The following is a 22,071-nucleotide window of genomic DNA, read 5'->3' on the forward strand; positions in this document are numbered from 1 at the left end:
AGCTGGCTTGCCAGCGATGAGGCCGTGTCAGCCGACATCAATGCCACCTGACCTGCCGCCATCGCTGGCAAGCCAGCTCCCACAGGTTCTGTGTACATCCTCAATATCAAGCACCACCACAAAACCCATTGTGGGAGCTGGCTTGCCAGCGATGAGGCCGTGTCAGTCAACATCAATGTGACTGATATGCCGCCATCGCTGGCAAGCCAGCTCGCACAGTTTTAATTTGTGATGGGATCAGAAGAGTTCGTTGAACGGGATAAAGCGCAGCGGATCGCCGAGGCTGTGGGTACTGTTTTCCGGGATTTCCACCAGGCCGTCGGCCCAGGTCGCGCCGAGCAGGACGCCGGAGCTTTGACTCGGATAGAGCACCGCGCGCCCTGCCTCCAGCTTCACCCGCAGGTATTCACGACGGCTGCCGGACTTGTGCCAATCGAAGCCCGCGTTAACCGTAAAACTCAGCGGCGTGACGTCTTCGACACCTTGTACGCGCAGCAGATACGGCCGCGCCAACAAGCCAAACGTCACCAGCGCCGAGGTCGGATTGCCCGGCAATCCTATCACCGGCATCGTGCCGAAATGCCCGACTGTCAGCGGTTTGCCTGGCTTGATCGCCAGTTTCCACAACAACGGTTTGCCGTTGTCGCGCAGCACCTGTCCGAGACAATCGGCATCACCGGCAGACACGCCGCCCGTAGTCAGAATCAGATCCGCGCTCACTTGCAGTTGCTCAAGCTTGAGCCGCGTCTGCGCCGGGCGATCCGGGAGGATCCCGGCGTCGATCACCTCGCAGCCCAACTCACGCAACCAGTGGCCGAGCAACACGCGGTTGCTGTTGTAGATGCTGCCGGGGCGCAGTGGCTGACCCGGTTCGACCAGTTCATCACCGGTCGACAGCAGCGCCACACGCGGGCGACGCACCACGTGCAGTTGCGCCAGCCCTTGCCCGGCGGCGACTGCCAGTTCGAACGGCCCAAGGCGCTTGCCGGCCCGCAGCAATATGTCGCCGACGCGATTTTCCTGACCTTGCGCGCGGATGTTCTGCCCCGCTTTAAGCGGCTGCAAGAAGCGCACGCGGCCGTCCTCCAGCACTTCGACGTTCTCCTGCATCTCGACGCAGGTAGCGCCGGGCGGCAGCGGTGCGCCGGTAAAAATCCGTGCGCAGGTGCCGGGCAACAAGGTGTCCGGCGCCAACCCGGCGTAAACCTTTTGCGAGACCTTCAGCGGCTGTCGGTGCAGATCGCTGAGATTAAGCGCGTAACCGTCCATGGCGCTGTTCGGCCACGGCGGCAAGTCGAGTGTCGCCACCAGATCACTGGCCAGCACCCGCCCACGCGCATCGTCGAGCGCCAGCAGTTCGCTGTCGGCCAGACGTTGCTCATTGGCCATGCCGAGCAATTGGTCGAGGGCGTCCTCGACCGGCATCAGCGGTGCCTTGCTCATCCGCGTGGCCCGCAGGCTTGCGCGGCTTTCAGGTGCGGGACGAAATTGCACGGGCGATGACGGTTGTCGAGTTGCTCGGCAAGAATGCCTTCCCACGCGGTGCGGCAAGCGCCGGTCGAGCCCGGCAGGCAGCACACCAGCGTGCCGTTCGACAACCCGGCCAGCGCACGGCTTTGCACGGTGGATGTCCCGATATCCAGAATCGAGATCGCGCGGAACAGTTCACCAAAACCATCGATCTGTTTGTCGAACAGGCAGGCCACCGCTTCCGGCGTGCTGTCACGACCGGTGAAGCCAGTGCCGCCGGTGATCAGCACCACTTGAACGGTGTCGTCGGCAATCCAGTTCGCCACCTGTGCGCGGATCTTGTACAGATCGTCCTTGAGCAAGTTGCGCTCGCTCAGCGTATGACCGGCCTCCAGCAAACGACTGACCAGCAACTGGCCCGACGTATCGCTGGCATAATCGCGCGTATCGCTGACCGTCAGCACGGCAATATTCAGGGGGACAAACAGGGCATCGGCTTTGGCGCTCATGGCAGTTCTCCGGCAGCAGTCAATCAACATTGCCGAGCAGCCTAAGTGCCACTTATGAGTACTGTCTAATCACTCTGGCCAACCACATTATCGACCGGCTCTATCGGTGCTTTTTACCTCGCTAAACGCCAGTAAAACCGGGCCTGATAGAGCTGATCGATAGTCCCTTAAACACTTCCGATTGGACGAATAACCGTTCAAGTGAGATCGTCGCACCCTGCGCTTTTCGTGCGCCTTGCGCATCTGCGTCAATACTCAATCAAAAAATCCCCATCGAGCAGGTGCCGTCGTGGACATCAAACAACTCAAGTTCCTGATCGCGCTGGACGAAACCCGTCACTTCGGCCAAGCCGCCGCACGCTGCCACATCACCCAGCCGACCTTGTCGATGCGCCTGCGCAATCTGGAAGACGAACTGGATCTGGTGCTGGTCAACCGTGGCCAGCGCTTTGAAGGTTTCACCCAGGCCGGCGAGCGCGTGCTGGCTTGGGCGCGCACCTTGCTCGCCGCCCATGACGGTTTGTTTGCCGAAGCGGCGGCGTGTCGCGGGCAACTGGTGGGTAGTCTGCGTTTGGGTCTGGTGCCGCTGAGCAGCTTTAACCCGGTCAATTACATTCAGGGGTTGTCGGGGACGTATCCGGAGTTGAAGTTCAGCCTGTCGTCGCTCAGTTCTGACGAGATCATTGCCGGGTTGGGCAATAACCAACTGGACTTGGGCGTGTGCTATCTGGACCACGTCAACCCGAATTACTTCGAGTTTTTCGAGATCGGCGAAACCCGTGTCGGCCTGCTCTACGACAACCGGCATTTCAACTTCGAAGGCTCGGAAATGAGCTGGGAAGACGCCGCCGAATTGCCGCTTGGGATGATCACCGCCGGCATGCATTACCGTAAATCCATCGACTTGAGCTTCCGCAGCCGTGGGCTCAGCCCGCAGCCGATCATGGAAAGCGATTCGACCTATCAGCTGTTGCAGGCGATTCACCAAGGCTTCTGCTGCGCGATCATGCCGCTGGACAGCGGGCTTGAGGAGCCGATCGAGCACCTGTCGTTCATGCAGCTGCCAGATGCCAGTGTGCTCGCGCCGCTGGGCTTGGTGATGCGCAAGACCGAACCGCGCTCGGCGATTGCCGAGAAGTGTTTTGCCGAGGCGCGGAAGTTGTTTGGGGTTGAGGTTCCTGCCGAATAAGCAAGGGTGGATGTCCCGGCCTCATCGCTGGCAAGCCAGCTCCCACAGTTTCCGATGTGATCACAGTTTCTGTGCACGACACAGAAACCTGTGGGAGCTGGCTTGCCAGCGATGGGGCCCGACCAGCCAACACAAATCCTGCTGATCGACCAAAACAATCACCACATCGGAACAAGCGATTGGACGCACTTTTAACGCCCCCGTAGCCTGAGCACTCTTCAGCGCTTCCGGACTTTCAAGATGCTCTGCCAAGTCGAAACCATCACAGAATCCACCAGCGAACCCAACGCCCCCGCCCCACAACCGGCGCAAGTGGCGTTTCGCGAATACCTGCCCGACGCCGCCATCTCCCACGCCGCGCTAGCCTCGGAAATCGCCCTCGCCATCACCTACAACGGCCTCAGCCAGGCAGTGATGATGGTCTCACCCGGCAACCTTGAAGACTTCATCCGTGGCTTCAGTTTGAGCAACGCGATCATCGACAGTGTCGACGAGATCTACGACATCCGCCTCACGCATTTCGACCAGGCCTGTCAGGCCGACGTGCAGATTTCCAGCCGGGCGTTCTGGGCACTCAAGGATCATCGTCGGCAAATGACCGGCACCAGCGGCTGCGGTATCTGTGGCGTCGAAGCGCTGGAGCAGGCACTGCCGCAACTGCAGATTCTGCAACCTTCACCACTGCCGCCAGCAGAACAATTCGACGGCATCCGCCAACGCATCGAAGCCGCTCAACAACTGGCGCGCAGCAGCGGTGCCCTGCACGCCGCGCTGTACTTCGATGTCGACGGTGAAGCGCTGCTGTGCCGCGAAGACATCGGCCGCCACAACGCCCTCGACAAGCTGATCGGTGCAATGCAAATCGACGCCATCGATGTGGCTGAAGGCTTCGTCGTGGTCACCAGCCGTTGCAGCCTCGAACTGATCCACAAAGCCGTGCGCGCCCGCCTCGGCACCCTCGTCAGCCTGTCCGCGCCTACCGCGTTGACCGTGCGTTGGGCGCTCAAGCACCGGCTCAATCTGATCCATGTGCCGCACCGCAACGCCCCGCGAATTTATAGCCCGATCCAGGAGTTTTCCACATGAGCCACACCCTCACTCACCTCGACGATCAGGGCCGCGCCAACATGGTCGACGTCAGCGATAAAGCCGCGACCCGCCGCGAAGCCAGCGCGCAGGCCTGGGTGCAGATGCGCCCGGAAACCTTGCAGATGATTCAGGCCAACGGCCACCCGAAAGGCGATGTCTTCGCGGTGGCGCGGATCGCCGGGATACAAGCGGCCAAGCGCACTCACGAGCTGATTCCGCTGTGCCACGCGTTGCTGCTCAGCTCGATTCACGTCGAACTCAAGGCCTGCGAACCGGACCGAGTACAGATCACCAGCACCTGCCGCCTCACCGGCCAGACCGGCGTCGAACTCGAAGCATTGACCGCCGCCAGCGTCGCCGCGCTGACCATTTACGACATGTGCAAAGCGGTGGATCGGGCGATGGTTATTGGCGATATCCGCCTGCTCAGCAAACAGGGTGGACGCTCGGGTCACTTTCAATGGGAGGATGCGCAATGATCCTGATCAACTACTTCGCCAGTTACCGTGACCGGCTCAATCTGGGCGGTGAAAAGATTCCGCTGACTGAGGCTTTGGGCAGCGTTGAGGACGTGCGGCAAATGCTCATGCAGCGCGGCGATCTGTGGCGCGAAGTGCTCGGTGCCGGGAATCTGATGTGCGCGGTGAATCAAGAGCTGTGTCAGCCGAGCCAGGCGATTGAGGATTTTGATGAAATCGCGTTTTTTCCGCCAGTGACCGGGGGTTGATCGATGGCTATTCGAGTCCAGCACAAAAGCTTCGATGTCGGCCAGTTGACGGCCGATCTGCACGCGCGCAATCCACGGGTGGGCGCGGTGGTGAATTTCATTGGTTACGTGCGTGATCTGAACATTGGCCAGACGGTGAACGAGTTGTTTCTTGAGCACTATCCGGGCATGACCGAAAAAGCCCTCGAGCAGATCGCCGAAGAAGCTCGCGAGCGTTGGCCGCTGTTGGGGGTGGAGATTGTGCATCGGGTCGGCGCGTTAGCGGTGTGCGAGCCGATCGTGTTTGTCGGGGTCAGCAGCAAGCATCGGCATATGGCGTTCGAGGCCTGCGCGTTCATCATGGACGTGCTCAAGACCCGTGCGCCGTTCTGGAAGCGTGAGACCACACCTGAGGGTTCTCGCTGGGTCTTGGGCCGGGAAAGCGATCGGGATGCGGCGTTGCGCTGGAGCCTGGCGCACGCCTGAAAAGCAAAAGCCCCTCACCCTAGCCCTCTCCCGGAGGGAGAGGGGACTGATTGGGGGATATTGCAGAGGTACGCCGACCTGAAATGGCTGAGGTGAATCCAAAAACGATGGACGATGCCAGACGCCTGCGTCAGCCCCCTCTCCCTCAGGCGTCTGGCTGAAGACCCAATCCATAATCGACTCGATCTTTCAGGTCGACGGATAGCACCAGACACCTCGGTCGGCCCCCTCTCCCTCTGGGAGAGGGCTGGGGTGAGGGTTGAAAGTCTGATTAGATAGCCACTCCGCCAGGATTCAACTCCGGAGTCTCGCTTGAGCACAGCGTCGAACAACCTGCCCCGCCCCGATCCCGTCACCCTGCGCCACGCCTGGCGTTTCTGGCTGAAACTCGGCTGCATCGGTTTCGGCGGGCCGGCCGGGCAGATCGCGATCATGCATCAGGAGCTGGTCGAGCGACGGCGCTGGATCTCTGAAAAGCGTTTTCTGCACGCGCTCAACTACTGCATGTTGCTGCCCGGCCCCGAGGCTCAGCAACTGGCGACTTACATCGGCTGGCTGCTGCATCGCACCTGGGGCGGTGTCATCGCCGGTGCGCTGTTTGTGCTGCCGTCGCTGTTCATTCTGATTGGCTTGTCGTGGCTGTACGTCGCTTTCGGTGACGTGCCGGCGGTGGCCGGGGTGTTTTACGGGATCAAACCGGCGATCACCGCGATTGTCCTGCACGCCGCGCATCGCATCGGCTCGCGTGCATTGAAAAATGCCTGGCTGTGGGCGATTGCCGGGGCGTCGTTCGTGGCAATTTTCGCCTTCAATCTGCCCTTCCCCTTGATCGTCCTCGGGGCTGCGTTGATCGGCTATCTGGGCGGACGGTTCGCGCCGCAGCGGTTCAGCAACGCAGGGGCGCGCAACAGCGAGAAATCCTTCGGCCCGGCGTTGATCGATGACGATACGCCGGCCCCCGAACATGCCCGTTTCAGCCTGCCGAAGCTGCTGCGTCTGGCTTTGATCGGCGCAGTGCTCTGGTGTTTACCGATGGCGTTGTTGACCGCATTATTCGGCTGGGACGGCACGTTCACGCAAATGGCCTGGTTCTTCACCAAAGCCGCGCTGCTTACCTTTGGCGGCGCCTACGCGGTACTGCCTTACGTCTATCAGGGCGCCGTCGGGCATTACGGCTGGTTGACGCCGACGCAGATGATCGATGGCCTCGCGCTCGGCGAAACCACGCCGGGACCGCTGATCATGGTGGTGGCGTTTGTCGGTTTCGTCGGCGCCTATGTGCAACCGGCATTCGGCCCCGAACATGCGTTTGCCGCCGGGGCGCTGGCGGCAACGCTGGTGACATGGTTCACCTTCCTGCCCTCGTTCCTGTTCATCCTCGCCGGCGGGCCGTTGGTGGAGTCGACGCACAACGAACTGAAGTTCACCGCACCGCTGACGGCAATCACCGCCGCCGTGGTCGGGGTGATTGTGAATCTGGCGTGTTTCTTCGCCTATCACGTGTTCTGGCCGAATGGCTTTAACGGGGCGACAGATGTTTTTTCAGTGGCGTTGGCCGTTGCGGCGGCATTGGCCTTGTTCGTTTTCAAACGCGGCGTGATCAGTGTGTTGATCGTTTGCGCCCTCGGCGGGCTGGGCTTTCAGCTGATGCACTGAACCCGGGCCTGCGAATCTCCCGTTTACACGCCCGCGAGTTCCCCCTTACTATCCGGGCACACCGGTCGGCGGGTCAGCCCGCCACCGACGTTTTCCGCCATCGGAAACACGCGTTATGAGTACGTCACCACAACAAGCAGAATCGTTGAACGTCTCTACCCTGCGCGCCCTCTCTCACAAGGGCGGCGTATGAATCGTATCGTCAATCTCCCCATGGCCCTGCGCCGTTCCAAGCTGCGTCACTCCGCACGCCCGCCGGATATCGCCCGGTCTGTCTGATCGCGTCCGTTAAAGAACCGCGACAGCCCCCTGCTTCTTGATATCCCTGCCAGGACAGCCACGCCTATTGCCGCGTCGTGTCCGGCCCGAATCTGCGCGCCTGTGCGGCGCCATCGTGAGTGATTGATTATGAAATTCGCAGCTATCGAAGACGCACGCCTGTTCCTTGAACAGAACCCCGATATCGACATGATCGAACTGTTCATCCTCGACGCCAACGGCGTGCCGCGCGGCAAGCTGTTGCACCGCGAAGAACTGCTCGCCGTATACGAAAGCGGCCGGCCGCTACCGAGCACCATTCTCGGCCTGACCGTGCAGGGTGAAGACGTCGAGAACTCCGGTCTGGTCTGGGACGTCGGCGATATCGACTGCCGCGCCTATCCGCTTGAGGGCAGTCTGGTGCGCCTGCCGTGGCGCAAGATTCCGACCGCCGCCGTGCAGGTCAGCATGCACCCGACCGAGGGCATGCCGGCGAGCATCGCCGACCCACGCCACCTGCTGATCAAGGTCATCGACGGCCTCAAAGCGGAGGGTTATCACCCGGTGATGGCGTGTGAACTGGAGTTCTATCTGCTCGACGCCAAACGCGATCACAACGGCCGTCCGCAACCGGCGCTGGACGCTGACGGAGGCCGACCGCGACACACTCAGGTTTACGGTTTGCGTGAACTGGAGCAGATCGAACCGTTCCTCGCCGACCTCTACAGTGCCTGCAAACTGCACGGCATTCCGGCACGCACGGCGATCTCCGAATACGCGCCGGGTCAGGTGGAAATCACCCTCGAACACGGCGATGCACTGCAGGCGATGGACCAGGCCGTGCGCTACAAACGTCTGGTCAAAGCCATCGCCCACAAGCACGGCATGCAGGCGACATTCATGGCCAAGCCGTTCGATGATCTGGCCGGCACCGGCATGCACATGCACGTGAGTCTGGCCGATGGCGCGGGACATAATTTGTTTGCCTCCGAAGACCCGGCCGGCACGCCGCTGCTGCGCACGGCGATTGGCGGCATGCTCGCGTCCTTGCTCGATTCGTTGCTGCTGTTCTGCCCGAACGCCAACTCGTACCGGCGCTTTCAGGCCAACAGCTACGCGCCGTTGGCGCCGACCTGGGGCGTCGACAACCGTACCGTCAGCCTGCGCGTTCCGGGCGGCCCGGCCAACACCCGGCACATCGAACACCGCATCTGCGGCGCCGACGCCAACCCGTATCTCGCCGCAGCAGCAATCCTTGCCGGGATTCATCGTGGCATTCGTGAAGACCTTGATCCGGGTGCGCCGGTCGAGGGCAACGGCTATGCGCAAGCGAAGGAATTGCTGCCGACGGATTGGCTGACATCGCTGCAGGCGCTGGAGAATTCGGTGTGGGCACGGGATGCGTTAGGACAGGAATTTCTCGGGGTGTATCTGGCGGTGAAACGTGCCGAGTACCGGCAGTTCATGGCCGAGGTGGGTGAGCAGGATTGGCGGTGGTATCTCACCGAAGCTTAACCATTGGACATAGATCCTGTGGGAGCTGGCTTGCCAGCGATGAGGCCAGCACATTCACCTTCTGTGGTGATTGACACTCCGCTATCGCTGGCAAGCCAGCTCCCACAAGGATCCTGCTTAGCCTCCCGAATTTTGTGTGGACACTGACATGACCGAACGCTGCAATTCCTACTACACCGCCACCCTCAACCAGGACACCGACTACCCTACCCTGCAAGGCCGGCACACCGTCGACGTGGTGATTATCGGCGGCGGCTTCACCGGCGTCGCCACCGCTGTCGAACTCGCCGAAAAAGGCCTGAAAGTCGCCATCGTCGAAAGCCACAAGATCGGCTGGGGCGCCACCGGGCGCAATGGCGGCCAAGTCACCGGCAGCCTTTCCGGCGACGGCGCGATGCGCAAACAGATGCGCGGGAAACTCGGCGATGACGTCGATGATTTCATCTGGCACCTGCGCTGGCGCGGGCATGAAATCATCAAGCAGCGTGTCGAGAAATACGGCATCCAGTGCGATCTCAAACACGGCCATTTGCACGCGGCGTACAAACCCAGTCACATGACCGGTCTGCGCAACGATTACGAAGAAGCCGTGCGGCGCGGACTGGGCGATGAGGTCAGCCTGCTCGACCGCAGCCAAGTGCGTGACCTGCTGCAAAGCGACCTCTACCACGGTGCAATCAAGAACACCCGCAACATGCATCTGCACCCGCTCAACCTGTGCATCGGTGAGGCGCGGGCGGCGGAAAGTCTCGGCGCGCTGATCTTCGAAAACAGCGAAGTGCTGGAGATCACTCACGGCGCTACGCCGGGCGTACGCACGGCTCACGGCCAGATCGATGCCAATCAGGTGATGCTCGCCGGCGACGTCTATCACAAGCTCGAACCGGGGCAGCTCAAGGGCAAGATTTTTCCGGCCATGGGCGGCATCGTCACCACCGCACCGCTCGGCGATCTGGCCAAGCAGATCAACCCGGAAGATCTGGCCGTATACGACTGCCGCTTCGTCCTCGACTACTACCGCCTCACCGCTGATGGCCGTCTGTTGTTCGGCGGCGGCGCCAACTACAGCGGCAAGGATTCACGGGACATCGCCGCCGAACTGCGCCCGTGCATCGAGCAAACCTTCCCGGCGCTCAAAGGCGTGCAGATCGATTACCAGTGGAGCTGCGCGATGGGCATCGTGATCAACCGCATTCCGCAACTGGGCAAGCTCTCGGACAACGTCTGGTATTGCCAGGGGTACTCGGGGCACGGCATTGCGACGACGCACATCATGGGCGAAATCATGGGCCGGGCGATCACCGGGCAGATGGAGCAGTTCGATACGTTTGCCGCGTGCCAGCACATTCGTGTGCCGATGGGGGATTTGCTCGGCAATCCGTTACTGGCTGCCGGGATGTGGTACTACCAGATGCTTGAGCGACTTCGCTAAGCCTGTGTTGATCCTGCTGACCCCATCGCTGGCAAGCCAGCTCCCACAGTGTCCGTGGCGTACCCAAATTTCATGTACACCGCAAAAACCTGTGGGAGCTGGCTTGCCAGCGATGAGGCCATCAGCCCCACTACAAAACTTCAATCCGCCAACTGCTCCACCACAATCCCCAACCGCCGATAATCCTCGATACTCCCCGACGCTACATGCCGTTCGGTAATCAACGTATGCAGGCGCGCACACGGCGCCACCACAAACGGCTCCACCGCCCCGAGCTTGTCCGCCGTGGTCACTGCAATCACCCGCGTCGCGCCCTCCAGCATCGCCTGCTTCACCGGCACTTCATCAAAATGCAGCGAAGTAATCCCCACTTCCGGATGAATCGCACAGACGCCGGTGATCGCCAGATCCGCCCTGATCCCGGCCAGCAGCCGCAGCGCCTCATGCCCACCCGCCGCCATCGTGCGCGGGTTCAACTGGCCGCCAGCGAGAATCACTTTCACACCCTTGAATTCCGAGAGCGCAATCGCCGTCATCGGCGAAGCGGTCAGCGCCGTGATGCTGATATCTGCACGTAACGAGCGCGCCACTTGCAACGTGGTCGAGCCGGAGTCGAACAGCACAATCTGCCCGTCTTCAATCTCTTGCGCCGCCCGTTGCGCCAAACGGATCTTGATCTCATCCGTCTCGTCCAGCCGCGTGAAGTAGTCCTTGCCGGAGTCCTTCGGACGCGGTAGCGCCCCGCCGTGCACGCGCTGTACCAGACCGGCGTTGTCCAGTTCGGCGAGGTCGCGGCGGATGGTGTCTTCGGAGACTGCGAAGTGCTGGCTCAATCCGGAGGCCATGACCTTGCCGTCACGTTCGAGGAGCAAGAGGATTTTCTGCCGGCGCAGGGAGGGCAGTTCGGCTGAAGAATGATCGCGCATGGTTATGCCTGTTTGTGCTTGTAATTGCATGTTTTGCGAGAGTAGCGAAAGGCGTCAACAAACACAAACCGACGGGGTATCAATTGTTTCGATCATTGGAATCAACAAGGCGAATTTTTTCTTTGCTTTCAGCCTGTTCAGAATGGCCGCACTTCTAAAAGGCTCAGGATGAACACCTCATGAATCTCAATTTTGCGTTTGCGTGCATGATCGTCGTGTCGTTTGCGATTGCCCTGGGCCACGCCTGACAGCGCCTCAGACCGATGCCAACAAATGTTCACGCAGCCATTTATGCGCCGGATCGCGATGCGAACGCTCGCCCCAGAACATCGCCATCTCGTAACCGGGCACTTCCAGCGGCGCGTCGACCACTTGCAACGCCGGGTTACCACGCACCAGGCGTGACGGCAGCATCGCCACCAGATCGGTGCTGGCCAGCACCGACATCGCCATCAGAAAGTGCGGCACCGACAGCACCACTTTGCGCATCAGCCCGACATCGGCTAACGCCCGGTCGGTCACCCCGAAAAAGCCCCCGCCCTCGCGCGACACCATCACGTGCTCAAGCGCGCAGAACTGTTTGCGGCTCGGCGCATGCATCAAATCTGGATGCCCGACTCTACCGGCGAGCACATAACGTTCGGTGAACAGCGGTCGCCGATGCAGTTCCGGCGGTGCGTCTTCGCTGATGTGCAGCGCCAGATCGAACACGCCCTGCTCGGCCTGTTTGACCAGATGCGCCGGTGTCAGATCGATCACCGCCAGCCGCGTGCCCGGCGCCTGTTCGCGCAAACCACTCAGGGCCGGCAACACCACCGTCGATTCGCCGTAATCGGTCGCGGCGATTTTCCAGGTGTGCGTCGCCAGCGCCGGGTCGAACGCACTGGCCGGCGCCACTGCCCTCTCCAACGCCTCCAATGCCTCGCGCAGCGGCTCACGCAGTTCATCGGCGCGCGCCGTCGGGCGCATACCACGCGGTCCGGGCAACAGCAGCGGATCGCCAAAGATGTCGCGCAACTTGGCCAGATGCACGCTCACCGAAGGCTGCGACAGGTTCAGGCGCTGCGCCGCGCGGGTGACGTTGTGCTCCGACAGCAACACATCCAGCGTCAACAGCAGGTTGATATCCAGCCGTCTCAAATTATTCATGGCTATACCAGACATATCAGACATTCATTTCCAATATACCTGTTGAACGCCGATCCTGCTGTCACTCAGCTAACGGAGCTTCAACATGAACGTATTACTCGTCTACGCACACCCGGAACCGACGTCCCTCAATGGCTCGCTGCGCGACTTCAGCGTCCAGCGCCTACAAGCCGCCGGTCACACCGTGCAAGTCTCCGACCTCTACGCAATGAACTGGAAAGCCACCCTCGACGCCGACGACGCTCCGCAGCGCGATGCGAGCAAACCGTTCCACGCTTCGCTCGACTCGAAAATCGCTTACGCCGAAGGCACCCAGGCTGCCGACATTGCCCGCGAGCAGGAAAAACTGTTGTGGGCGGATGCGTTGATTCTGCAGTTTCCGCTGTGGTGGTTCACCATGCCGGCGATTCTCAAAGGCTGGGTCGATCGGGTGTACGCCTATGGTTTTGCCTACGGCGTGGGTGAACATTCCGACAGTCGTTGGGGCGAGCGGTATGGCGAAGGGAAAATGAAAGGCAAACGGGCGATGTTGATGGTCACCACTGGTGGCTGGGAATCGCACTATGCGCCGCGCGGGATCAATGGGCCGATGGATGATCTGCTGTTCCCGATCCAGCACGGGATTTTGTATTACCCGGGGTTTGAAGTGGTGCCACCGTTTGTGGTGTATCGGACGAGTCGGATGGATGCGGCGCGGTATGCCGAGACTTGTGAGGAATTGGGGCGGCGGCTGGATGAGTTGTGGAGTGCACGGCCGATTGGGTTTCGGCAGCAGAATGCCGGGGAGTATGAGATTCCTGCTTTGACGTTGAAGAGCGATATCGCACCGGATAGCGAAGGCTTCGACGCACACATCCGTTAGCGCCGCATTTCCCTCACCCCAGCCCTCTCCCGGAGGGAGAGGGAACCGACCGCGTTGGATGTTCAAGTTACGCCGACCTGGGATATCGAGCCGAACTCAAGTTTTGAACAGCCCACAATCGGCTCCCTTTCCCCCTCGCCCCCCTGGGGGAGAGGGCTGGGGTGAGGGGGATGGATCTGACTGACACACCGCAACATGCAGGCATCAGTGGCTCCAGTCAGGCTTCCTCACGCGCCCGCCGCACCTGCACCAACAACGCCGGGGCAAAATGCAGCAACACCATCCTGCTCAAATGATGAGTCAGAATAAACACCACATTCAGCCCCCCACCAAACGCGACAATCGCAATCGTCTCAATCGCCCCCGGCATGTACGCCAGCCACAGCGACAGCGGATCACTGCCCAACCACCGCGCCGCGACTTCAGCAAACACGGCCGCAACCACGATCATCAACCCAACCGAGACCAACGCCGTGCGGCCGTGACGCCCGAGCTCCGCAAAGCCAAGGCCCTGAAACCTTGAGCCGATCCGCACGCCAAGAATCAGCGCCGCCAGATTCAGGCTCCAGTCCGGCATGTGAAACCCGTGCAGCCATCCCGATTTCACAAACACCGCCGTGATGATGATCGCCGTGAGCATGAACGGCGCCGGTACGCCGATCACCAGCAGCAAACGCCCGAGCAGCACGCTCAATGCGATGACCGAAAGCGCAGTCAGTGCCATGCCTGTCGTCAAAGGGTCGCCATCGGCAACCGCCACGGCTGCTGCCTGGCCGGGAATCAAGAAGCTCACCAATACCGTGATTAGCAGCAAGCGCATCAAGTGCACGATGATGACCTTGCTCGACGCCTTTTCCGACTCCAATAAATCGAACACCGCCGCCAGCGCGCCGGGATAAACCGCCAACAGCGCATCGGTACGGTTCCAGCCTGCGCCGCGCGTCAGCCACCATCCGGCCAGCACGATCTGCACTGCCAGGCAAATCAGCAACACACCAAGGCTAGGCAACATCGTCGAGGCCGTCTCACTGTCCCACGCTTCGAACATCAGCCCGGTGGCGATGCCCAGCGTAACCTGGATGTAGCCCAGCCCATAAGGTGTTGCCGGCGCGATACCAGTTTTGCTGGCAAACAACGCGGTAACGACGATTGAACCCAGCAGCAGGCCATGGGGTACGCCTTCGAACTGCAACAGTGCGCCGAAACCAGCCGCAATCAACAAACACAGAATAGATTTCATCAATCCTCCATCGACTTGAAAGTGTGACTTACGTCGTCTGAACCAATGAGTCAGGATGTACTTTCATGGCGCGTGATCGATGGTTTCTTCGGTGTTTGCGCAACCAGTATTCTGCGGGTGTGCTGTTCCTGTGACTGAACCAGCTTCTCGCCCTTGATAATCTTCAGGCATTCAAGCAACGAGATGACACCAAAGAAACCCGCGACCGGCACGGTGATACCCATCCAAAAGGCGAATGTAGGTTCAAGCCCCATTGGCTGGATCAACAGGAGTGGAGACATCGCAATAGCGGACCACACGATATACAGCGTGAAACTCCAGGCTTTTCTCCAGATCCTGGAAAAACGCTTTCTGTATTTCGGGCGGAAATCAATTCTGTGGCGCTCGACATCAAGCTCAACGTACTTTCTGGAAAGCACATAGTCCCTGAGGTTTCTGGCCGGATTAACGAGGGAAATCAGGTACGCGACATCGGCGGGATTGATCGTCGAAGTACCCGCGATCGCCAGGTAGCCGCGCTCTTTGACCAAAAGAGGTAAATCCGGGTTTTGCTCAATATCCTTCAACACCTCTTTAGCGACCCGGTACTCCTCCGCAAGCCGGCTCTTGCCCATGAACGATAATTCGCGAATCACCTTTGTCGCAGCAGCGACGACACCGATTACCGTCAGTAGCTGAACGATCGTTGCAAACTCCATCCTTGGTTCCTTCCTCTGTGCCTTGCATGGCAGTAAATCGATCGGGAAATGACCTAAGCGGCAATCCCCTGTTAACCGCGCAACCGTCCAATCGCCCGGCGGTATTTTTCGACCCGTTCCAGATCCTCCCAGCTCGGCGAAGCAATCCGCGACAGGTCGCTGTTCTCTTCCAGATCCGCCAGCTTCACCACCCGACCGATCGGGTTCTGCGCGGCGCGGTCAACGAAGTCTTCATAGGATTCGCCCGGCACTTTGCTCACCGACTCAATCGCCGTCAGCACTTCTTCGCTGAAACCTTCCTTGCGCAAGTCATCGAGGCTGACACCGCAATCCTCAACCACATCGTGCAGCACGGCGACGATGCGTTCTTCCAGCGTGGTCATGCGCAACATGACTTTCAGCGGATGCAGAATGTACGGCGCACCGCCCTTGTCGACCTGCCCGGCATGAGCCGTGGCGGCGATGGCGATAGCGCGTTCGAGGGTCTGGGTCATGAAAATCTCCGAGGGTTAAACGCCGTAGCGGCCGCCGACATGGATATTGCGCTTGAGCCAGTTGCCGATAGCCTTCAGCCTTCCGACTGGTTTGGCTGGCCCAGAGTGACGCTGAAGGATCAACGACACCAAGGTTGCCTGATCGGCTTTCGGATGGGCATCGATCAATTCGGCAACCCAGGCGCAATCAGCTTTGTTCAAATGCTCACGCCACTCACCGGGCCAGGCGTCCAGCTCATCCAGCGCCAACCACCGCGCACCGCCATGCTCCATATGCCCGCCGGACATCGACTGCTCGAAACAGAACGGTGTTTCTGGCTTTGCGGGGTCAATGTGAAACAGATAGATGTCGTGGAATGGATGCTGCGAGGGGAGCGCGTTATTGCGGCTGCCGATTTCGATCATGGGCAATGTTCCAATCCTTGGGCGCTGAATGTTTCCGATTGTTTCGCAGTGTACGCCATGGGAGCAAATCAAAAACCCGATGGAACCTCCCTCCTCCGCGCCGTCTCGAAACTATAAAGCGCCAACATCATCGATCAGACCCGGCGCCATTGGAGAGGAAACCCCGATGAACATTCGCTTCCTGCTTCTGATCGCCACCTTCGCCATCATCCCCACCTGCGTAATGGCCGAAGGCTGCGACGTGCAGACCCAATCCTCCAGCGCCTCAGTGCCGTCGGTCGAAAGCCACAGTTGTTATGAATACGAAGGCATGCCGGTGAACTCAATCGACTGGTCGTGCAGCAACGAAAGCAAAGACATGCTCAGCAGCACCAAGAACAAAGTCGAACATTGCGCCGACCACTATCAGGCCTCGTGCATCGCCACGATCACCCAGGAATCCCTGGCCAACCCGCATTCCACCAGTAAAAACAAAAACGCCAAGGCGCTGAACATCCCCGATAACGCGCAAGTGACCACGTATTACTACGACGTGGAGCATTTGGCGCAGGCACGGATCGATTGTGAGAATGGTGGCGGGCAGTGGAAGGCAAAGTGAACGCCTGATATCTGCGTTCGCGGCAGGCAAAGAAAGCCCGGCTCAAAAGACCGGGCTCTTTTAGTGCGCAATATCCGTTAACCACCGCCATTACCACCACTGCTGCTACCGGAAGGTTGACCCGCAGGGCTGGGCTTGGAGGCAGAAGGCACCGGCCCATTGTCGGTTTTGCCACCATCACCACCCTTGGGCAGCGTACTGGAATCCGGGTCGGCATTGGTGGCAGGGGACGCCGGGTCACGCGTCTGGCTGGTGCCGTCGTTCGCCGTCGGAGTCGGCGTTTCGCCGGCAGCGATCGCGTACAGCGAACTGCCGGACAGCAACGCCGCGAGGGTAAACGCCGCGATTTTATGGTTCAGCATGATGGCTCTTCCTTTGCGTGGGGAGTTACAGCATTGGAAGAAGGTGTGCGGCGAAGGTGCGGCGTGTCGGACGAATGGTTATCGCCCCAAAGGCTCGCGCAATTTCGATGTCTGAAAATCTCGTAGGAAAACATCCCTTGTGGCGAGGGAGCTTGCTCTCGTTGGGCTGCGAGGCTGCGCCAAAACCTGATAGTCCGTTTCTCTCAGACATACCGCACGCCCCGATTACGACGACTGCTGCGCCGAACGCCTTGATACCGTACTCAAATACCTCGACTTCCTCGCCTAGACCGGCCTCTCCAACCACGCTGGCCACGACTTCAATACCATCACCAATATGGCTAGGAACATTTGCAGGACGTAAGCGATGTGGTTCATGTGACTGAACAGGGGAGTGACAATCCAATCAATCGATTGGGGAGCGTCCGTAAGAACGCATCCATGCGTTTTTACGGGGGAAAAACTTCATTATTTCTCAGAGAATGGGAGCAGTTGGACAAGGAAGATGCTTAAGTGCGATGTCAACTTTAAACCTCCCCCCTTCCACTGACCGGAAGATAATGGCACTCTGACACCCATCAAATGAATCGGATTAATGGCACATTAGCTGAAGGACAGCAGGATTCTGATGAGTCTTTTTTCTGACTACGACAGTCATCTACCGTCCAACAACATGTACTTTCTACTAAATTGGCTTTCAGCTTCTTTAAAAACTATTAACTTTGAGAACCTCAAATAATGACAACAGCCTATTTAAGCAACAACATAGATAGTTTTAATTTAATCTCTGTAGACGACCAGCTAGACGGCAACACAGTAACTGAAATATTACTTTGCAACCATGAATACATTATATTCATCAGCAACGGAATACTCCGATATAACTTGAAGAACGTTAGTAACTCAGCTGCCACCAAGTTAAACGAATTATCTTTACTACAATCACGCGCATTCAGAAAATTCAACCATACCTGTTCCGATATTGTAGACACTCACGTTGTAGCTGTTCTCTCCGAAATAGTTGGAAACGACTGCTCCAATGAAGAAGTAATTATAAAAATCGACAAGAGGATTAAAAATTTCCACGATTACATAGAAGCCGAACCAGCTCCAAACTTGGTTATCACCTCAAATAAAGACTATACAATTTATCTTGACAATCTATGCATGGCCCGCCACCAAGTAAGAGAAAAATCACTGCAAAACACTAACATTTTAGACGACTTTTATAGAATTAGGGCGTGGGGCATGGCAGTTCTGCCCGAAAAAAAACATCGTCTACTCAACTTAAAACTTGGAACTTGTTTAGCAGCCGGTTTCAGGGCAAAACTAGTTGACGAAACAAGCAACACAGACAACATATTCACTCCAGTAGTCTCCTTCATTGAAAAAAACATCACTGACGGCGCAAGATTTTATCTAACCTTCTACTCGATAGCATTTTCAATCATAGTAATGACTGTGTCTGCGATCTTTTACTACAAATTTTCCACGCACTTGACGGTCAACTTAAATATATTAATCATGGGAATATTTGGAGGTGTTTGCGGAGCACTCATTTCGGTACTTCAGAGAACAAAAGATCTAAAGGTAGGTTTGTATGAGCCAACAAAAATGATTGTCCTCCAAGGTGTTGTTCGAGTAGGCCTTGGGTGTGCTTTCGGCGTTATATCTTTAGTCGCATGCAAAGCAGGCTTACTTCTTGACCTAATGAGCGAGAACAATAGCAGACTCCTGACTTTAGCAATTATCGCGGGTTTCAGTGAGCGACTAATTCCCGACTTCATTGAAAAAACCCCAGCCAGCAAGTAAACAAAAACACAGAGCACCAACACACCAAGCAATATAATACGCAATCACCAATGAAGTCGAAACAATGTGCACAGACGTCCCATCAACGACTCAATCGAGGACAACCCTGCAACTCACCCACTAGTTTTTTTGAATAACTAATTATGAAAAAACCAACTCATGAAGAACCACATCGGCGCATAATATAATGCAAAGGGTGTACGTCAAAACTTGGGTTTTTATCGAACATAATCGAACTAAATTTGAAGCATTAAAAAAGACGCTCACTACCTCTCAAATGACTAACCTCCCTGAGCATTTAAAGAAATCATCGATATAACTCTTCAATAACCAGCGAAGCGACAGATGATTGGAGCACAACTAAAACCTCCATCATTAACACATCGCACTAAGCCTTGTTATAGCTTCAAGCTCATTCAGAGACGGTTCAACTTAAGCTTCCAGGCTAAAGTTGATTACGATAGATCCACCCCCACCTACGAGAGCCACATTTCAACCGTAAAGTTTAAATACATTTACTCAGTCAACCGAAAGACAAATTAGCTGCAAAAGAACGAACCATCACGGACATATCCGAGCGGAAGAATTTTATCAAACTATCGAAGCACGACAAAGATCATTATAAAAATTTACTAAATCATTTACACCACCTTAATTAGCACCACCCACACTGAGAATCGCGCCAGCAGATAACCACTAATAAACAATCAAAAATTCGCCGGCGTATTAGCACTAATAATCTCAGCCTCATCCGCCCCGATATTCCGGAACTTATGCGGCAGCGTCGTCGGAAAGTAATACCCATCCCCCGCATTCAACACACTCACCGACCCATCCACGGTCAACTCAACCGTGCCACGCGTCACCAGCCCGCACTCCTCGCCCTCAGCATGCACAATCGGCTCTTCTCCGGAGCTCGCACCCGGGGCGTATTGCTCGCGCAGCAAGCGCATCTGCCGGCTGGGCACGGAGGCGCCGATCAATAGCAGGCGCAGGCCGTGGCGGCCGAGGTCGGGTTGTTCGTTGGCGCGGAAGACGTATTGGTGTTCGCGCGGGGGTTGGTCGAAGGTGAAGAAGTCGGCCAGGGACATCGGTATGCCTTCGAGCAGCTTTTTCAGCGAGCTGACGGAGGGGCTGACACGATTCTGTTCGATCAGGGAGATGGTGGCATTGGTCACGCCGCTACGCCGGGCCAGCTCACGCTGGGAGAGTTTGTAGCTTTCGCGTACTAGTTTGAGTCGAGAACCCGTATCCATGACTGCCTTATGTGAGAAGTACTTAGGCTCTGCGCGAAAACTGCCTGCGCGACGATCATGCTGCGTTAAAAACAGGCTCGGAATGCTCATGTAGGGCCCTACACTCCGCTTCCTCGCCTGTTTTTGCCTTGCCTGATCGCCGCTCGGCGGTTCTCGCGCAGACCCACGGGTAATGGGGGTGGGTGGCGGGTGCCGCGCGAGGGGCGCGGATCACGTTGCTCCCGTGTCCCGGAACCGTGAAAGGCGGCTATTAAATCACGTTTGCCGGTGTTGCTCAGCAGGTTCGATGGACGGTGTGTGAAATGAACCTGCCGGTGGTAATTCCGGGCTGAATACAAAACCTGTGGGAGCTGGCTTGCCAGCGATTGGGTGGCACATTCAACATCCCTTTTGCTGAAAGACCGCCATCGCTGGCAAGCCAGCTCCCACAGGTTTTGTGGTGTGTCAGCGGGAGTGATGGTGTCTTTTCTAACCTCATCGCGATCAGGCTCACTCCTACAATTTGATCTTTAGTGTTTCAGTCGGATTGATGTTGTGTTTGCTGGCCTCATCGCTGGCAAGCCAGCTCCCACATTTGGATATCAGGGAGTGTTGCGATAAGAAAAACCGGCGGGGTCTTGGGGGCCGCCGCCGGGGAGGTAACTTAGAGGCCGAAGCGGTCGCGCAGCGAGTAGTAGACGGCGCCGAGGGCGGTCAGTGGCGCGGAGAAGGTGCGGCCACCGAGCATGGGCATGTGCGGCAAAGAGGCGAACGCATCGAAGCGTTCGGCATCGCCACGGATCATTTCCGAGATCAGTTTGCCGGCCAGGTGCGAGCAGGTGACGCCGTGGCCGCTGTAGCCTTGCATGTAGTAGGCGTTCTTTTCGATACGACCGAATTGCGGCATGCGTGACATGGTCAGCAGGAAGTTGCCGGTCCAGCGGTAGTCGATCTTGACGTCTTTGAGCTGCGGGAAGGTCTTGAGGATCTTCGGGCGGATCAGTTGTTCGATGTCGTCCGGTTCGCGTGCGCCGTAGACCACGCCGCCACCGTACAGCAGACGGTTGTCGGCGGTCAGGCGGTAGTAATCCAGCAGGTAATTGCAGTCTTCGACGCAGTAGTTGTTGGTGATCAGGCTGCGCGCCTGTTTCTCGGTCAGCGGTTCGGTGACGACGATCTGCGAGCCGCACGGCATGCTTTTCGCGGTCACGCGGTTGTCGAGACCTTGCGGCAGATAAGCGTTGCCGGCGATCAGCAAGTACTTGGCGCGGACCTGACCTTTGGCGGTGCGCACGACGTTTGGCTCGCCGTATTTGATTTCCACGGCAGCCGACTGCTCGTAGATTTTGCCACCCAAACGCGTAATCGCCGCTGCTTCACCGAGTGCGAGATTCAGCGGGTGAACGTGGCCGCCCTGCATGTCGAGCAGACCACCAACGTAAGCATCGGAGCCGACTTCACGACGAATGTCAGCCGCGTCGAGCATCTTCAGATTGCGGTTGCCGTAACGTTCCCAGCCACGCTTCTGCTCGGCCAGACCGTTGAGTTGTTTCTTGTTCATCGCTGCGAAGATGCCGCCCGGGCGGTAGTCGCATTTGATGTCGTATTCCTTGATGCGCGAACGGATGATGTCGGCGCCTTCAAAGATCATGCTGCCGAGAATTTCTGCAGTCTTGTCGCCGTAACGCTCTTCGATCACATCGACATCGCGGCTGTAGGAGTTGACCAATTGACCGCCGTTGCGACCACTAGCGCCGTAGCCGACTTTCGCCGCTTCCAGCACCGTCACTTTGTAGCCGGCCTCAGTCAGGAACAGGGCCGAGGACAGACCGGTGTAACCGGCGCCGATAATGCAGACATCGCACTCGACCGACTCTTCCAGAACCGGGAAGTCGATGACTTCGTTGCGGGTGGCGGCGTAGTAGCTGTTTACGTGTTGTTGCTTCATTTTATTGTTCTCCGAAGGCCGCTCATCAAGAG

The 22,071-nt window shown here is 58.0% G+C and carries 22 protein-coding genes; 11 read left to right on the forward strand and 11 right to left on the reverse strand.

The features are described 5' to 3' along the window. Positions 1-237: 237 nt before the first annotated feature. Both ACZ0A4_RS11820 and moaB read right to left on the reverse strand, forming a co-directional pair. On the reverse strand, positions 238-1,443 hold the full coding sequence (locus tag ACZ0A4_RS11820; protein ID WP_463574830.1) for a molybdopterin molybdotransferase MoeA: 1,206 nt from the start codon (positions 1,441-1,443) through the stop codon (positions 238-240). Next, positions 1,440-1,979: a molybdenum cofactor biosynthesis protein B gene (moaB, locus tag ACZ0A4_RS11825; protein ID WP_064389336.1), complete on the reverse strand. Its 540-nt coding sequence runs from the start codon at positions 1,977-1,979 to the stop codon at positions 1,440-1,442. Before moaB ends, ACZ0A4_RS11820 begins: the two co-directional genes overlap by 4 nt. Before the next feature lie 289 nt (positions 1,980-2,268). Here moaB and ACZ0A4_RS11830 point away from each other — a divergent pair, with 289 nt between their 5' ends. From ACZ0A4_RS11830 to ACZ0A4_RS11865, 8 genes are all read left to right on the forward strand, one after another. Beyond that, positions 2,269-3,168, forward strand: a complete 900-nt coding sequence (locus ACZ0A4_RS11830) for a LysR family transcriptional regulator (protein ID WP_463574831.1) — start codon at positions 2,269-2,271, stop codon at positions 3,166-3,168. A gap of 240 nt (positions 3,169-3,408) precedes the next feature. Beyond that, a complete protein-coding gene (fdhD, locus tag ACZ0A4_RS11835; RefSeq protein WP_463574833.1) occupies positions 3,409-4,254 on the forward strand; it encodes a formate dehydrogenase accessory sulfurtransferase FdhD in 846 nt (281 codons plus the stop codon). After that, positions 4,251-4,736 carry a cyclic pyranopterin monophosphate synthase MoaC gene (gene moaC / locus ACZ0A4_RS11840; RefSeq protein WP_123376707.1) on the forward strand — a complete coding sequence of 162 codons (486 nt, stop codon included), beginning with the start codon at positions 4,251-4,253 and terminating at the stop codon, positions 4,734-4,736. The genes fdhD and moaC overlap by 4 nt, the downstream gene beginning before the upstream one ends. After that, on the forward strand, positions 4,733-4,984 hold the full coding sequence (locus ACZ0A4_RS11845; protein ID WP_463574834.1) for a MoaD/ThiS family protein: 252 nt from the start codon (positions 4,733-4,735) through the stop codon (positions 4,982-4,984). The genes moaC and ACZ0A4_RS11845 overlap by 4 nt, the downstream gene beginning before the upstream one ends. 3 nt (positions 4,985-4,987) lie before the next feature. Beyond that, complete coding sequence (moaE, locus tag ACZ0A4_RS11850) at positions 4,988-5,449, forward strand: molybdopterin synthase catalytic subunit MoaE (RefSeq protein WP_463574836.1); 462 nt, start codon at positions 4,988-4,990, stop codon at positions 5,447-5,449. 312 nt (positions 5,450-5,761) lie between these two features. Next, positions 5,762-7,105 (forward strand): chromate efflux transporter, encoded by a 1,344-nt coding sequence (gene chrA / locus ACZ0A4_RS11855; protein ID WP_463574837.1) that lies wholly within the window; start codon positions 5,762-5,764, stop codon positions 7,103-7,105. A 408-nt stretch (positions 7,106-7,513) separates the two neighbouring features. Then, positions 7,514-8,878 (forward strand): glutamine synthetase family protein, encoded by a 1,365-nt coding sequence (locus ACZ0A4_RS11860; protein ID WP_463574838.1) that lies wholly within the window; start codon positions 7,514-7,516, stop codon positions 8,876-8,878. Positions 8,879-9,026: 148 nt separating this feature from the next. After that, positions 9,027-10,310: an NAD(P)/FAD-dependent oxidoreductase gene (locus ACZ0A4_RS11865; protein WP_463574839.1), complete on the forward strand. Its 1,284-nt coding sequence runs from the start codon at positions 9,027-9,029 to the stop codon at positions 10,308-10,310. A gap of 140 nt (positions 10,311-10,450) precedes the next feature. On the opposite strand, the gene ACZ0A4_RS11870 is transcribed toward ACZ0A4_RS11865, so the two are convergent. After that, positions 10,451-11,236: a DeoR/GlpR family DNA-binding transcription regulator gene (locus ACZ0A4_RS11870; protein ID WP_463574841.1), complete on the reverse strand. Its 786-nt coding sequence runs from the start codon at positions 11,234-11,236 to the stop codon at positions 10,451-10,453. 255 nt (positions 11,237-11,491) lie between these two features. Beyond that, a complete protein-coding gene (locus tag ACZ0A4_RS11875; protein ID WP_463574842.1) occupies positions 11,492-12,385 on the reverse strand; it encodes a LysR family transcriptional regulator in 894 nt (297 codons plus the stop codon). 85 nt (positions 12,386-12,470) lie between these two features. Here ACZ0A4_RS11875 and ACZ0A4_RS11880 point away from each other — a divergent pair, with 85 nt between their 5' ends. Continuing rightward, a complete protein-coding gene (locus ACZ0A4_RS11880) occupies positions 12,471-13,247 on the forward strand; it encodes an NAD(P)H-dependent oxidoreductase (RefSeq protein ID WP_463574843.1) in 777 nt (258 codons plus the stop codon). 217 nt (positions 13,248-13,464) lie between these two features. On the opposite strand, the gene ACZ0A4_RS11885 is transcribed toward ACZ0A4_RS11880, so the two are convergent. The 4 genes from ACZ0A4_RS11885 to ACZ0A4_RS11900 form a co-directional block, all read right to left on the reverse strand. Next, the gene (locus tag ACZ0A4_RS11885) at positions 13,465-14,487 is read right to left on the reverse strand and encodes an AbrB family transcriptional regulator (protein WP_463574844.1); all 1,023 of its coding nucleotides are present in this window, start codon (positions 14,485-14,487) and stop codon (positions 13,465-13,467) included. Between the two features lie 50 nt (positions 14,488-14,537). After that, positions 14,538-15,185, reverse strand: a complete 648-nt coding sequence (locus ACZ0A4_RS11890; RefSeq protein WP_463574845.1) for a hypothetical protein — start codon at positions 15,183-15,185, stop codon at positions 14,538-14,540. A gap of 71 nt (positions 15,186-15,256) precedes the next feature. Then, entirely contained in the window at positions 15,257-15,679 is a 423-nt protein-coding gene (locus ACZ0A4_RS11895) for an HD domain-containing protein (RefSeq protein WP_463574846.1), read from the reverse strand. A 15-nt stretch (positions 15,680-15,694) separates the two neighbouring features. Then, positions 15,695-16,084 (reverse strand): hypothetical protein, encoded by a 390-nt coding sequence (locus ACZ0A4_RS11900; RefSeq protein ID WP_463577545.1) that lies wholly within the window; start codon positions 16,082-16,084, stop codon positions 15,695-15,697. A 166-nt stretch (positions 16,085-16,250) separates the two neighbouring features. On the opposite strand from ACZ0A4_RS11900, the gene ACZ0A4_RS11905 reads away from it, so the two are divergent. Next, entirely contained in the window at positions 16,251-16,682 is a 432-nt protein-coding gene (locus ACZ0A4_RS11905) for a hypothetical protein (protein WP_463574848.1), read from the forward strand. Positions 16,683-16,759: 77 nt separating this feature from the next. Here the strand turns inward: ACZ0A4_RS11905 and ACZ0A4_RS11910 are convergent, their stop codons facing one another. Further along, entirely contained in the window at positions 16,760-17,044 is a 285-nt protein-coding gene (locus ACZ0A4_RS11910) for a hypothetical protein (protein ID WP_463574849.1), read from the reverse strand. A 738-nt stretch (positions 17,045-17,782) separates the two neighbouring features. Between ACZ0A4_RS11910 and ACZ0A4_RS11915 the strand changes: the two genes are divergently transcribed. Further along, the gene (locus ACZ0A4_RS11915; protein WP_463574851.1) at positions 17,783-18,856 is read left to right on the forward strand and encodes a hypothetical protein; all 1,074 of its coding nucleotides are present in this window, start codon (positions 17,783-17,785) and stop codon (positions 18,854-18,856) included. A gap of 707 nt (positions 18,857-19,563) precedes the next feature. On the opposite strand, the gene ACZ0A4_RS11920 is transcribed toward ACZ0A4_RS11915, so the two are convergent. Together ACZ0A4_RS11920 and ACZ0A4_RS11925 are read right to left on the reverse strand one after the other, a co-directional pair. After that, entirely contained in the window at positions 19,564-20,112 is a 549-nt protein-coding gene (locus ACZ0A4_RS11920; RefSeq protein WP_007950154.1) for a cupin domain-containing protein, read from the reverse strand. A 643-nt stretch (positions 20,113-20,755) separates the two neighbouring features. Next, on the reverse strand, positions 20,756-22,039 hold the full coding sequence (locus tag ACZ0A4_RS11925) for an NAD(P)/FAD-dependent oxidoreductase (protein ID WP_122854266.1): 1,284 nt from the start codon (positions 22,037-22,039) through the stop codon (positions 20,756-20,758). Positions 22,040-22,071: the final 32 nt, after the last annotated feature.

The organism is Pseudomonas sp. AC172, from assembly GCF_979258595.1.

Coding starts and splice junctions, on each gene's coding strand:
- ACZ0A4_RS11820 (WP_463574830.1), bottom strand. CDS start 1,443: ATGAGCAAGGCACCGCTGATGCCGGTCGAGGACGCCCTCGACCAATTG.
- moaB (WP_064389336.1), bottom strand. CDS start 1,979: ATGAGCGCCAAAGCCGATGCCCTGTTTGTCCCCCTGAATATTGCCGTG.
- fdhD (WP_463574833.1), top strand. CDS start 3,409: ATGCTCTGCCAAGTCGAAACCATCACAGAATCCACCAGCGAACCCAAC.
- moaC (WP_123376707.1), top strand. CDS start 4,251: ATGAGCCACACCCTCACTCACCTCGACGATCAGGGCCGCGCCAACATG.
- ACZ0A4_RS11845 (WP_463574834.1), top strand. CDS start 4,733: ATGATCCTGATCAACTACTTCGCCAGTTACCGTGACCGGCTCAATCTG.
- moaE (WP_463574836.1), top strand. CDS start 4,988: ATGGCTATTCGAGTCCAGCACAAAAGCTTCGATGTCGGCCAGTTGACG.
- ACZ0A4_RS11860 (WP_463574838.1), top strand. CDS start 7,514: ATGAAATTCGCAGCTATCGAAGACGCACGCCTGTTCCTTGAACAGAAC.
- ACZ0A4_RS11865 (WP_463574839.1), top strand. CDS start 9,027: ATGACCGAACGCTGCAATTCCTACTACACCGCCACCCTCAACCAGGAC.
- ACZ0A4_RS11870 (WP_463574841.1), bottom strand. CDS start 11,236: ATGCGCGATCATTCTTCAGCCGAACTGCCCTCCCTGCGCCGGCAGAAA.
- ACZ0A4_RS11875 (WP_463574842.1), bottom strand. CDS start 12,385: ATGAATAATTTGAGACGGCTGGATATCAACCTGCTGTTGACGCTGGAT.
- ACZ0A4_RS11880 (WP_463574843.1), top strand. CDS start 12,471: ATGAACGTATTACTCGTCTACGCACACCCGGAACCGACGTCCCTCAAT.
- ACZ0A4_RS11885 (WP_463574844.1), bottom strand. CDS start 14,487: ATGAAATCTATTCTGTGTTTGTTGATTGCGGCTGGTTTCGGCGCACTG.
- ACZ0A4_RS11890 (WP_463574845.1), bottom strand. CDS start 15,185: ATGGAGTTTGCAACGATCGTTCAGCTACTGACGGTAATCGGTGTCGTC.
- ACZ0A4_RS11895 (WP_463574846.1), bottom strand. CDS start 15,679: ATGACCCAGACCCTCGAACGCGCTATCGCCATCGCCGCCACGGCTCAT.
- ACZ0A4_RS11900 (WP_463577545.1), bottom strand. CDS start 16,084: ATGATCGAAATCGGCAGCCGCAATAACGCGCTCCCCTCGCAGCATCCA.
- ACZ0A4_RS11905 (WP_463574848.1), top strand. CDS start 16,251: ATGAACATTCGCTTCCTGCTTCTGATCGCCACCTTCGCCATCATCCCC.
- ACZ0A4_RS11910 (WP_463574849.1), bottom strand. CDS start 17,044: ATGCTGAACCATAAAATCGCGGCGTTTACCCTCGCGGCGTTGCTGTCC.
- ACZ0A4_RS11915 (WP_463574851.1), top strand. CDS start 17,783: ATGACAACAGCCTATTTAAGCAACAACATAGATAGTTTTAATTTAATC.
- ACZ0A4_RS11920 (WP_007950154.1), bottom strand. CDS start 20,112: ATGGATACGGGTTCTCGACTCAAACTAGTACGCGAAAGCTACAAACTC.
- ACZ0A4_RS11925 (WP_122854266.1), bottom strand. CDS start 22,039: ATGAAGCAACAACACGTAAACAGCTACTACGCCGCCACCCGCAACGAA.